The sequence below is a fragment of the Ruegeria sp. BA12 genome (assembly GCF_056539625.1).
Genome location: NZ_JBQFVF010000001.1, coordinates 650,610 through 662,409 on the forward strand (window position 1 = coordinate 650,610; position 11,800 = coordinate 662,409).

General features: G+C 59.3%; 13 protein-coding genes. 4 read left to right on the top strand and 9 right to left on the bottom strand.

The window, feature by feature from the left end:
* Positions 1-110: 110 nt before the first annotated feature.
* From ACR0B0_RS03240 to ACR0B0_RS03255, 4 genes are all read right to left on the bottom strand, one after another.
* Positions 111-299, bottom strand: a complete 189-nt coding sequence (locus ACR0B0_RS03240; RefSeq protein WP_170348411.1) for a twin-arginine translocation signal domain-containing protein — start codon at positions 297-299, stop codon at positions 111-113.
* 61 nt (positions 300-360) lie between these two features.
* The gene (locus tag ACR0B0_RS03245; RefSeq protein WP_170358029.1) at positions 361-972 is read right to left on the bottom strand and encodes a TorD/DmsD family molecular chaperone; all 612 of its coding nucleotides are present in this window, start codon (positions 970-972) and stop codon (positions 361-363) included.
* Between the two features lie 4 nt (positions 973-976).
* Positions 977-1,564, bottom strand: coding sequence for a DUF3306 domain-containing protein (locus ACR0B0_RS03250; protein ID WP_480646389.1), 588 nt, complete (start codon positions 1,562-1,564; stop codon positions 977-979).
* The gene (locus ACR0B0_RS03255) at positions 1,561-2,115 is read right to left on the bottom strand and encodes a DUF3305 domain-containing protein (protein WP_170348414.1); all 555 of its coding nucleotides are present in this window, start codon (positions 2,113-2,115) and stop codon (positions 1,561-1,563) included. The genes ACR0B0_RS03250 and ACR0B0_RS03255 overlap by 4 nt, the downstream gene beginning before the upstream one ends.
* Before the next feature lie 221 nt (positions 2,116-2,336).
* Between ACR0B0_RS03255 and ACR0B0_RS03260 the strand changes: the two genes are divergently transcribed.
* Positions 2,337-4,289: a 4Fe-4S binding protein gene (locus ACR0B0_RS03260; protein WP_480646391.1), complete on the top strand. Its 1,953-nt coding sequence runs from the start codon at positions 2,337-2,339 to the stop codon at positions 4,287-4,289.
* Here ACR0B0_RS03260 and ACR0B0_RS03265 read toward each other — a convergent pair.
* A complete protein-coding gene (locus ACR0B0_RS03265; protein ID WP_480646393.1) occupies positions 4,283-5,011 on the bottom strand; it encodes a c-type cytochrome in 729 nt (242 codons plus the stop codon). The genes ACR0B0_RS03260 and ACR0B0_RS03265 overlap by 7 nt on opposite strands.
* A 108-nt stretch (positions 5,012-5,119) precedes the next feature.
* On the opposite strand from ACR0B0_RS03265, the gene ACR0B0_RS03270 reads away from it, so the two are divergent.
* Genes ACR0B0_RS03270 through ACR0B0_RS03280 form a run of 3 tightly spaced genes read left to right on the top strand, consistent with a single transcriptional unit; the run spans position 5,120 to position 7,352 of the window.
* Positions 5,120-6,181 carry an Mrp/NBP35 family ATP-binding protein gene (locus ACR0B0_RS03270; protein ID WP_170393693.1) on the top strand — a complete coding sequence of 354 codons (1,062 nt, stop codon included), beginning with the start codon at positions 5,120-5,122 and terminating at the stop codon, positions 6,179-6,181.
* Entirely contained in the window at positions 6,178-6,873 is a 696-nt protein-coding gene (locus tag ACR0B0_RS03275; RefSeq protein ID WP_480646395.1) for a biotin/lipoate--protein ligase family protein, read from the top strand. Before ACR0B0_RS03270 ends, ACR0B0_RS03275 begins: the two co-directional genes overlap by 4 nt.
* On the top strand, positions 6,873-7,352 hold the full coding sequence (locus ACR0B0_RS03280) for a DUF6505 family protein (RefSeq protein WP_480646759.1): 480 nt from the start codon (positions 6,873-6,875) through the stop codon (positions 7,350-7,352). Before ACR0B0_RS03275 ends, ACR0B0_RS03280 begins: the two co-directional genes overlap by 1 nt.
* A gap of 3 nt (positions 7,353-7,355) precedes the next feature.
* Here the strand turns inward: ACR0B0_RS03280 and ACR0B0_RS03285 are convergent, their stop codons facing one another.
* The 4 genes from ACR0B0_RS03285 to ACR0B0_RS03300 all read right to left on the bottom strand — a co-directional run bounded on the left by ACR0B0_RS03285 (position 7,356) and on the right by ACR0B0_RS03300 (position 11,745).
* Entirely contained in the window at positions 7,356-7,856 is a 501-nt protein-coding gene (locus ACR0B0_RS03285) for a flavin reductase family protein (protein ID WP_480646397.1), read from the bottom strand.
* Positions 7,857-7,945: 89 nt separating this feature from the next.
* Positions 7,946-9,358: a 3'-5' exonuclease gene (locus tag ACR0B0_RS03290; RefSeq protein WP_170348420.1), complete on the bottom strand. Its 1,413-nt coding sequence runs from the start codon at positions 9,356-9,358 to the stop codon at positions 7,946-7,948.
* 1 nt (position 9,359) lies between these two features.
* On the bottom strand, positions 9,360-9,878 hold the full coding sequence (locus ACR0B0_RS03295; RefSeq protein WP_480646399.1) for a hypothetical protein: 519 nt from the start codon (positions 9,876-9,878) through the stop codon (positions 9,360-9,362).
* Between the two features lie 43 nt (positions 9,879-9,921).
* A complete protein-coding gene (locus ACR0B0_RS03300; RefSeq protein ID WP_480646401.1) occupies positions 9,922-11,745 on the bottom strand; it encodes a DUF294 nucleotidyltransferase-like domain-containing protein in 1,824 nt (607 codons plus the stop codon).
* Positions 11,746-11,800 lie beyond the last annotated feature (55 nt).

The window sequence follows — 11,800 nt, forward strand, 5'->3', positions numbered from 1 at the left end:
TGTAAGCCACGGCTGGCTTGGTACTGCTGATGCCGACGTCAGGGCCAATCGCAACCGTCAGTCGGTTGGTGACATCGTCCGGTCGGTGAACCGGGCGCAGTCGAGGCGGCTTAGAAGCGCGCGCTGTCCAGGTAAGCGCGGGTGTGCGCTGTGTCCTGCATGCGGGTTTCGTCCGTGGGCAGCTCGGCTGCTTCGGCTTTTCCGCTTAGTGTGGCTGCGGCAACAGCAGCGGGCGCTGCGGTTCCGGCCAGTTTGAGGAAGTCGCGGCGCGAGGCGCCTTCTTCCTTGGTCTTGCTCATGGGCTTCTCCTTTCCCATTTGCGATCTAGCGCCAATTCGGGCGCTGGCGAGTTGCGGTGGTTCACACCGCCGTCATTCGGAAGGCCTCGCGTTCGATTTCCATAAACACCCGACCGGCTGTGCCGACCGAGGCATAGAGAACCGACGCTTCGGCTGCTTCCAAATCAGAATAGAAATGTGTGGCCCAGGGGCCGATATGTTTGTTCCAGAACGCCTTTTGATCCTCGACCGTGGCGGGTGCGCCAAAACGGCCAACGATCATGCCTGCCATCATTTCCATCAGCGAGGCAATGTTGTCTTCAGGCTCGAATACGTTCTGCGCTCTGGTGATCCCGCGGACGGCCATGTCATTGCGCAACTGCGCCAGAGGTTTCTCGTTCAAAAAACCGGTCAGGTAATAGCTGCCATAAGGCAGCAGCTCACCCCGGCCCAGTCCGATGAACAGCGCATTGAATTCCCGTTCCGCGGCGGCGGGTTTGGTGACTTTGGCCACACGCGCCATGGCTTGAATGGCTTGACCCAGGTCTGTGCCATCCCCGGTCAGACCCGCGACCTGATCTAGCAGCATTTGATCTGGTGGGCCTGACAGAAGCAGACCCAGAAAATTGTAGAAATCCGCGCGCAGGCGATCTTCGGCCGAGACTTCCAGATTTTGCGCATTGCCTGCGGTCATTTCGTCATCCTTCGAATTCAAATTTCATGCGGCGCGGGGCAACCTGCGGCGCTGCCTCGTCCACCTCATCGGTAAATGCCACGGCCACCTGGGCAGGAGCTGGGGATGGAACCACTTCCGGTTCCTCTTCGGCTGCCAGGGTTTCACTTTCATCCACCAAGGGTTCGATTTCGGGGGCATCCTCTTCGGCCTCTGCAGCCAATGCTTCGATGTGGCTCAGCATTCCTTTGCCAACTTGATAGGCGGTCTGGATGTTCTCGATCACACAGGCCGCGTCGGTATAGTCCTCGCCATAGTCGACAAGCCCGTCCACGTTGGCCAATACCGGGTTCAGCCGCCACAGCCGCCGCAAGGCACGGCGGCGCAACCTGTCAGGGACGGCCTTTGCCATAAACCCCGAGACATCATCCCCAGCCTGCAACTGATCGGGGTCGGGCAAGTTGAACTGTGCCAAAATCTCGGCGTCGCTCTTTTCTTCCAACTCGGCGTATTGCCTGGCGATGACCTGTTCTTCACTCGCGATGACCTCGGCCTCGGCTTCGGCCTGAACGGCAGCTTTGCGGCGTGTCCAGAAATCGCGAGCTTGGGTCATTGCAACAGCCTCCGCGGTGCGCGGTAAACGTCCGAGGTCTGCCGGATACGCGCATCCCCCTTGCCGTCCTCTACAAGGTCCGTCCGTTTCTTGTCGCGGCGGCGTTTAACGAAAACCTCATCACGGTGGTGTTCCAGCGCGAAATCCCGAACCCAGGCAATCAGCCCTTCAGTCATCGGGATTTTTTCGACAATCTCTTCGCCGGTATCTGCATAATCCTGCCCTTCGAACGGGGACGCCGTGACCAGCACCGCATCCATCGGGCGTTCGCCATCCAGCGCATCGCGAAGAACAAGGTAGATCGAAGGTTGTCCGTCGGACAGGTTGACCATGTAGGCCTCAGTTTCATCAGCCCAAAGCGTCAAGGGAAGGGTGGCGGCGTGGTACTCCACGGCTTCACCCTCGCGGCGCATCTCAAGCCAATCCGCTGGCCCGGCACCGGGTAGCACGGCAACGGCGCGCCAGTTCCATTTCGCCCAGCGGGTTACACCGGGTGTTTTGCGCACGACGACGCCGATTGGCATTTCAATCTGGCTTGCGGCCTTGGCCACTTAGTCCTCCCCGGAAGGCTCTCCCCTGCCTTCCCCTGGGTCTACTATGGTACACAAAGCAACCATGTGCCAAGTCTGAATTGCTGGGCTAATGATCTGATCACCGATTGTTTACGAACCCGAGAGGCATTGAAGACCCGGCCATGCCGAAAGATTTGCCATGGGGCATTGCCACTTTTCCAAGACACCCTAAGCTGAAACCAGGATGGGGAGGGGATGCCATGGGCACAAAACTAATACTATGCGATTGCGCCGGAACGCAGGATCTGGAGGCCGAGAAAATCGCATCCGCTTGTGGGATCGCCTGCTCAAAGGTTCATACGGCCCTGTGTACGGCTGAGTTGGAGACCGCTGCATCCCTGATGCAGGACGGGGATACGGTGATTGCCTGCGGGCAGGAGCAAGATGTGTTCCGGGACCTTGCAGACGAATTGAATATAGACATGCCGGGGTTTGTCGACTTGCGTGACCGCGCCGGTTGGTCAGAGCAGAGCAGCGATGCGACCCCCAAGATGGCCGCTTTGGCGGCTGAGGCGCTGCTGCCTCAGCCCATCACGCCCAGCGTTGACGTCTTTAGCGAAGGCACCTGTTTCATTGTCGGGGCAGGTGAGGTGAGTTTTGATCTGGCGGCCCGGCTGTCGGACACTTTGGCTGTGACGGTGCTGGTGACCGATGACGCGTCGCCGGTTTCGCGGTCATTTGACGTGGTGCGCGGCCAACTTCAGTCGCTGAACGGCGCGCTGGGCGGGTTTACGTTGCGGCTGGACGCTTTGCAACAGCTGAAACCGGGCGGTCGTGGGGCGTTTACCTGGACTGAGGCCCGCGATGGGGCGCACTCGGCCTGCGATATTATAATAGACCTGTCCGGCGGCACTGCCTTCGTTCAGGCCCCGGCCAAACGCGAAGGCTATTTGCGCGCCGATCCCAAAGACCCGCTTGCTGTGGAACGGTTGGCCTATGAGGCAGTGCAACTGGTTGGCACGTTTGAAAAGCCGCTTTACGTGCGGCTCGAAGAAACGCTGTGTGCCCATTCCCGTGCCGAGCAGGTCGCCTGTACTAACTGTCTGGATATCTGCCCGACGGGTGCGATCGTACCGGCGAAGGAACATGTGTCCATTGACCCAATGGTCTGCGCCGGATGCGGGGAATGTGCGGCGGTGTGCCCATCGACCGCAATCACATACGAGGACCCGCCAGTTTCTGCCCTGTTGTCACGCATGCACATTCTGGCGCGGACCTATCGGCGGGCAGGGGGGACGTCGCCCCGTTTGTTGGTCCACGATGCCCACGGGGCTGAGATGATCCGGCTGGCCGCCCGGTTCGGGCGCGGCTTGCCCGCAGATGTCATCCCGCTTGAGTTAAACGTGATTTCGGGGTTCGGCCACGCCGAAATGCTGGCCGCATTGGCGCATGGGTTCGCACGTGTCGATATCCTTCTGGCCCCAACCACCGAACGCGACGCGCTGGATCGCGAATTGGTTCTGGCGCAGGCAATTGCAGGACCGGATGGTTTGTCCTTGATTGATCAGGCCGACCCCGATGCGATGGCAGATTTGCTATATGCGCAGGATGTTCCGTCACCGCTGTCCGATCCGGTGCTGCCGCTGGGCAACCGCAGACAAATCGCGCGCTTGTCCGCACAGGCGTTGAATCCGCAGGCGGATACACCTTTATCATTACCCGAAAATGCTCCGTACGGGGCGGTGGCGGTGAATACGGACGCCTGTACATTGTGCCTCAGCTGCGTGTCGCTGTGCCCGTCAGGTGCGTTGGCTGACAACCCAGACAAACCGCAGCTGAACTTTCAGCAGGACGCCTGTTTGCAATGTGGCTTGTGCAAGGGCGTTTGCCCCGAGGATGCGATTACCCTTGTCCCACAACTGGACCTGAGCGACGCAGCCTTGTCTCAGCAGGTGCTGAATGAGGAAGAACCCTTTGCCTGCGTTGAATGCGGTGCGTTGTTCGGTGTGAAATCTACGGTCGAACGGATCATGGAAAAGCTGTCGGGCACGCATCCGATGTTTGCCACCTCGGACAAGGCCCGGATGATCCAGATGTGCGACAATTGCCGGGTGAACGCGCAGTTTCAACAATCAGACAATCCGTTCCAGTCCAATCCAAGACCCAAGGTTGTCACGACCGAGGATTATTTCTCAAAGCGAAAGGATCATTGAAGCTGTAGCGGTGCGCCCAAATCAGCAGCCTGGATGGCAGAAACAAACGCCAGAATGGCCTCCAGTTCTTCCAGCGTCATCTCGACCGGGTAAATGGGCGAGGGGCGTTCTGGGTCAAACGGCGGTGTTAGCCCGTCGATCTGTGTAAAGGCGGGATGGGGGTTGAGGGCAAAGAATGCCTCAAACCGCTCAGACCAGTCCGGCATGGCGCGCAATACCGCGAACGAGGGGGTTGAACCCAGACCGTTCATCCGGTTCTGCGGCCCAATCACATGACACCGACCGCAATGGGTCATCGACAGTTCCGCGCCCCGGGCAGCGTCGCCATCGACCACAGTTTCCTCCTGCGCGGCCGTTACTTCGAAACTCGCAGAGAAGGGTGCCCCTTGGTCAGGGACAAAGCTTTCGACCGTATTCTTGCCGATATCGGACAGCAGCCAGTCGCGGAACCGTTCGTGCCGGGCGTTGTCTTCGATCCGTAGATGGTACACCACTCCGCCGCGTGCAAAGACTGGATCGCCCGGCGGGGATGTTTGCAGCACCAAAATGCCCCCGTCATCCGCAATTACGCGTATCCCGGTCTTGAGAGAGAAGCGAGGAAGGATATGTTGCAGCAGACCAGAGTCTGTTACTTCCGTCGGGGCGGCAAGGCCAATGGCCTCCTGCGACCAAGAGGGACTGGCAGAGAGCGTCAGGCTCAGGCACAAAAGGACAAAGCGCATGGCCCAACCTAACGGTCTGGTCCCGATTGCGTCAAATGAACTGAATGAGACGGAGACACATGCAATGAAACGCAACCTCATCGTGGGTGGAACTAAAGGGGTAATGGCATGAGTGTTCGTGACGCGGTTCTGGCAAACCTGAAAAAGATCACTGACCCTGTATCCGGGCAGGATATCGTCAGCGCCGGAGTGGTGCGCGCGCTGAATGTCGAAGGTGACACCGTTCGGTTCGTACTTGAGATTGATCCGAAACAGGCCGAGCGAATGGAGCCCGTTCGTGCCGCCGCCGAGCAGGCCGCAAAGTTGGCAGACGGTGTGGCCAATGTGTCTGCTCTGCTGACCGCGCATTCGGAAAAGGCTCCGCCAGATCTGAAACCGAAACCCAAGCCATCGCAAACTGGCCCGCAGGCCGTACCGGGGGTGGATCGAATAATTGCCATTGCCTCGGGTAAGGGCGGAGTGGGCAAATCCACCGTGTCTGCCAACCTCGCCTGTGCGCTGGCGGCCGAGGGTCGTCGTGTCGGCCTGTTGGACGCAGATGTCTATGGCCCGTCGCAGCCCCGGATGCTGGGTGTCTCGGGCCGTCCAGCCAGCCCCGATGGCAAGACGATCCTGCCGCTGCGCAATCACGGTGTCACCATGATGTCGATGGGTCTGATGACCAATGAAGGGCAAGCGGTTGTCTGGCGCGGCCCAATGCTGATGGGCGCGCTGCAACAGATGATGAGCCAGGTTCAGTGGGGCGCTTTGGACGTGCTGATCGTGGACTTGCCGCCAGGCACCGGTGACGTGCAACTGACGCTGAGCCAAAAGTTCAAGGTGGACGGTGCCATTGTTGTATCTACCCCGCAGGACGTGGCCTTGATCGATGCCCGCAAAGGGATCGACATGTTCAACCAGCTCAAGACTCCTATCGTCGGCATGATCGAAAACATGTCGACCCATATCTGCTCCAACTGCGGGCATGAGGAACACGTGTTCGGCCACGGCGGTGTGAAATCCGAGGCCGAAGCGCTGGGTGTTCCGCTGCTGGGTGAAATCCCCCTGCATCTGGATATCCGGGTCGCTGCGGACGGGGGCGCGCCCATCGTGGTCAGCAAACCCGACAGCCCGCAGGCTGAGGCATTCCGCAAAGTCGCCCGCGATATGATCGCCAAGGGTAACGCATGAACCAACCGGTCTTTCCGCCATTGCTGACGGGCCATCCTGTGCAGGGCGGGGAAGACCCGTTCGACCGCGCCCAAGCCATGGCCGCGCTGGGCTGCGACGCGGGGACGGTGGTTTATAACATTCAGGCCGACCGCTTGCGCGTTGCCATCGTTTTTGCGCCCGAGGTGCCTTTGCAGGACGCTATGGCGATGCTGCCCTTGTGCGCCGTGGGGTTTCAGAACGCGCTGGGCGCGCTGGCGCCGCCCGAGGTTGCCGTGCATTTGGGCTGGGATGGACTGATTTGCGTGAACGGGGCGAAGTGTGGAATGTTCCGCACCGCCGCCTCAGGCCGCGATCCCGGGCAAGAACCCGATTGGCTGGTGGTCAGTTGGGAACTGGCGTTGCTGCAAACCGGGGATGATCCGGGGAAAACGCCGGATGTCACCGCACTGTATGACGAAGGGTGCGCCGATGTCTCAGCAGCACAACTGGTTGAAAGCTGGTCGCGGCATATGCTGACCTGGCTCAATCGCTGGCAAGAGGACGGCAACGCCCCTTTGCACGGCGAATGGATGGGGCTGCTGCGCGGCGTCGGAGAGCCCTACGGACAGACGGGCGTGTTTCTGGGCACCGATGAGCGGTTCGGTATGCTGATCCGTGACGGCGATGAAACACGTTTACGCCCGCTGACCGAACTATTGGAGAACCGATGATGAAACTGGCCCGTGCGATCCATTTCGATGAAAGCGACATGAACGTGTTCCATTCCCCGGCGCGGACGGGGGAATGGTGCATATCAGGCGGGTTTGAATTCTCGAACTGGGGTGAGGCCGATCTGGAAGGTAAGTCGCGGCAGGCGTTTTCAAACGGTTGGTTGGGCGTCGAAACCTTTGGGCGCGTGACATTTGTCGCCGTGACCCAGATCGAACAGGCCGAGTTGGACCAGATCGTGCAAACTCTGGCCGAGCATTTTGTGCAATTCTACGGTGCGCCTTCAGTCGAAGCGGCCTTGGGTGTGGCACAGGCCGAATTCGTCCATATGAGTGAGCTTTGCGAAGAACACGCCCCGAACACACTGTTGACGGTAGCGCGTGAGTTGTCCGACACGGGCGTACACGAAGCGTTTCGAATTATCACCCCACAAGAAACACAGCTTGAGGCGCTGGCCGTTCACGGCTCGCTTGATGAATGAAGGTTACAGCAGGTCCGCGAAGCCGCCGAACTGACCGCGTTTGAAGATCAGCCCTTTGCCCGTGCGATACATCACCTGTTCAACCTCACCAACCAGGATCAAGTGATCTCCAGCCTCGTGCTTGGCATGTAACTGGCAATCGAACCGGGCCAGACACTCGTTCAGTTGCGGTCTGCCTTTGTGATCCGCGTCCCAATCCACGTGCGAGAAATCCAACCCATCACGCGCGAACCGCAGCGCCTGATCCTGCTGTTCCTGTGCCATAACGTGAATGGAATAGTGTTGGCAGGCATTAAAGGAATTGAACCGGAACGAGTCCTTTGCCAGGCACCACAGCACCAACGGCGGGTCCAGCGAGACCGATGAAAACGAGTTGACGGTTATCGCACGCGGTCCGTTTTCGGTGTTCGTCGTGATGACGGTGACACCTGTTCCGAAACACCCCAGCGCTTCGCGAAAAGCGGTACTTTGGTCAGGAGTTGGGGTGAAGGTCTTTTCAGTCATTGTCCGCTCGTGCAGTGGCCGCGCATCAGGTGCCACGGTCTGCCGGAATTGTCCATGAAAAGCTGAATCTTGAGCGAATATTTTGACGTTCAGTTCAAATCTTCCAGCAGGCGGCCATGCTGACGGGTTGCCTCGATGACTGCGCCAAAGGTTGTCATGCCACGGGCTTGCAGCATCGGCAGCATCTTGACCAGTGCTTGCGCTGTGGCGACAGCGTCGCCAAGGGCGGTGTGGCGCAGGTCGTGCGGAATGGCAATCTCTAACCTGTCACACAACGCATCCAGGGTGTGCTTGTCGCTGGCGCCGAACAGGACGGCGGATAGCAAAACAGTGTCGAGGATGGGGTGATCCCAGTCGACATCCATGCGTTTTGCATGGCGCCGCAGAAAGGCCATATCGAAAGGCGCGTTATGGGCCACGATCACCGCATCCCGCGCGAATTGGTGGAACGTGCGCCCCGCCGCAGCAATATCCGGCGCGCCCTGAACCATGTGGTCGCTGATATGATGAACTTTGGTCGAAGCCGGCGGGATCGGCATGCCCGGATCAACCAACATATCAAACCGCTCGCCCTGAACGATGCGTCCATTCACAACCCTGACCGCGCCGATTTGGACGATTTCGTCTTTGTGCGGCAGTAGTCCCGTGGTTTCGGTGTCAAACACCACAAAACACAGATCGCGAAGGGCGAGAGATTCGAACTCGCCCGCGACCGCGCTGTTCAGCAAGTCAAAGTCGTATACCAGTGGGCGCGCAGCCTCGGGTGCGATATTAGCGGCGCTTTCGTCGAATATCAGCAGATAGCCGGGCGCGTCGCCCAGCGGCTTCATGCGGGCGGAATAGGTTTGCGCGCCGTCGATGCTGGTCAGGGTGCAATCGACCTCAAGCCCGGATTTTGACAGTTTCTCATAGGCTTGTTGCAGTGGCACGGGCTGTAGGTATTCGTAAAGCGAGGCGTTCAAGCGGGGATGGGCGATTTGGGCCAGCACTCCGGCGGCCTGCCCATCGTACAGCACGATTTTGTGGGTGGGGCTGGCCAGCACCATCGCCACCGGAATCTCGGTCAGCAGGGCCGTCAGTCTTTGTTTTTCAGCAGACAGATGCGCAGTCTCAGCAGCCACGGCCTGAGCCACATCCATGGTCTTGCCTGACAGCTGATCCGCCAACCCGGCTGCCGCTGGGGCCAGGTCGCCCAGATAACGCGCGGCCTGCATGTCCATATCCGTGCTTACGCCCGCATGTGCGCGGGCGCGCAGCTGGGCCGATAGACGTTCGATGGGCTTTGCCACGTTGTCGTCAAACAGCAGCCAGACGGCAATGATCAAGGCGATGAAGCCGAAACCCATAAGGATTTCAGCCAGGATAAAAGCACTTGCTAACGCAGGATCAGCGACACGCAGATAGCTTACCCAAAGTGCCACAGAGCTAACGGCCAGCGCGCCCACTGCCATCAAGCAGAAGAACAGAAAAATTCGGACGCGCAGGCTAAGCCGGGTCAGCATGTTACACTCCGCAGGTGGCCTCGACGATGGGGTCCTCGGCGTTGACGGTCAGCCAGTCGGCATTGAGCAATTGGCCGTCGTCACCGAACTCGGCTCCATCGGCCAGGCTGGCACGGCTGTTGGTGGCGCAGTCGACGGCCACCGGCAGTTTCGAGATCGGGGACCAGCGACCAAAGAAATACATGTCCACAAGGCGTTGATCCGGCACCTGCTCGTTGGTGCGGACCGAGGCGGTGTCGATCGCGGCAAAGCGATTGACGAACGGTACGGCGTAGGTCCACGGGCGATAGAAGGCCCGGCTTTCAACCTCTTGCACGATTTCCATTTCTTCCGGCAGCGTTTCAGTGGTTCGGTTGTACCAGGAATACTCGCTGGCGATGGTCATGCCGATCATACCCAACCCAGCCGCGACCGGAGCGGCCCAGCGGGGCAGGCGACCACCCGTCAGTTTGTTCACTCCCATCACCACTCCAGCAAAGGCGATCCCTGCAAAGATGGTGCCGATCAGTTCCAGAAACATGTTTTTCTCCTGGTTTAACGCTTTTGCGCCCGTTTGGGTCTGCCTAGTTCAGCATACCTTTGCCATGGCCCACCGCCGACTGCATTGTTTTTACGACGACAAAGGCGTCTCGCAGATGACTTCGCTCAAAGTCAGACAAAGTCGATGGTGGAAGATAGTTGTCGGGGTTTTTGCCGGATTTGACCAGCCTCACCTGATGTTCCAACCGTGTTTCAGCGATCAAGTCATAGGCGTCCAGAATATCCCGCGCGCCCGAAGGGCTAAGAACTTGGGCCGCTTCGGCGGCTTTCAAGCGGGCGCGGGTGTTGGCCTCGGGCAACTGACCCTGAAGGCTGTAGATGCGGGCCAGATCAACCACCGGCACAACGCCGTTATGTTTCAGATCAAGCGTGTTGCGATGTTCGCCCGAGCGGATGGTGGCAAAACCTCGTAACAGGCCGAGCGGGGGCGTGTGCTTTAATGAATTGGAAATCATGTGCGCCACGAAGATCGAATTCGCGTTGGCTGCAGCCAGCGTGTCGGCTTGCAGATCCTCGAACAGTTCGAACGCGCCGCCGATGGGGCGCAGGTCGAACATGACCGAGGCCAGCATTTGCGCCTCGGGGTTCGGTTTGGCGATCCAGCCGTTGAAATATTCCCGCCATACCCGCACCGGCTGACACCAGCGGGGGTTAGTCGCCATCATGTCGCCCGGGCAATAGAAATACCCGCAAGTGTCCAACCCGTCCGAAACATATTTTGCCAGTTCGCTGAAATAGGCCATGTCGCCGTCAGACATGTTGTCGTCCAGCATCAGGCAATTGTCCTGATCCGATACGCCGGTCTGCTCTTGCCGCCCTTGCGAACCACAGGCTAGCCACAGATAGGGCACGGGCGGCGGGCCTAATTTCTTTTCTGCCAGCGCCAGCAGACGGCGGGTCACAGTATCGGCGATGTCGGTGATCAGACGGGTAACGATCTCATGCCGGTTACCGCTGGCCACCAGCTGCACCAGAAGTTGAGGAATTTCAGCCGTGACCAGTGCCATTTCACCCGCAGAGTTGGCATGAGCGATCCGCCGAACCAGTTCGGCCGAGTTTACGGCCTGATAGTGGGTCAGATCGGTCTGCGTGACGATACCGACCAGCTTGCCGCCTTCACAGATCGGGATATGGCCGATCCCGCGCTCCATCATCACATGCAACACGTCCGATCCGATATCGGAGGGTGAAAGAGTGACGGGATCAGGTGTCATGATCGCTGAAACGGGCGTTGTTTCGGGCATGTTGTCCGCCACGTATTTTCCGGCTACGTCCCGCAGCGTTGCGATGCCCAGCAGCGTGTCGTCGTGGGTCACGCACAGAGACGAGATATGGCGATCGCGCATCACCCGCGCGGCTTTTTGAACTTGCATGTCCGGAGGACAGGTGGCCGGGTTGTGGGCCATCAGAACGTCAATCGCACTGGTGGCCAGGCTTTGTGGGCCGGCCCGTTCCCCCCGCGTACGGTTGAAGAAATTGGCAACAACGTCATGGCCGTCGATCAGCCCGCGCACCACATTGGGGGGCAGAACCATCAGAACGGACGGCGTATGCGCGTGTGCATGGGTCGCGGCCTTGCCGTCTTTCAGCAGTCCGCGCTCGCCAAAGGAATTGCGCAGTCCCAGATGCGAAACGACAGCGCCGTTTTCATCCGTGATCTCAACCTGTCCTTCATAGATTACAAAGATGCCGGGCAGAGTGTTGCCAAGCTCGTACACGGGTAGCCCTTCGTCGACCTCCCACACCTCGATCTGGTTGGCGAGATCGTCCAGCGTCTCGGGCGGCAGGGCGTCATAAGGGTGTACGGATTTCAGAAACCGGGTGATCTGGTCATGGGACAGGGGCATCAGACACTCCTTAGTTTCCGTTTGAAAAATCCCGCCCGGTGAAATGCCGGGCGGG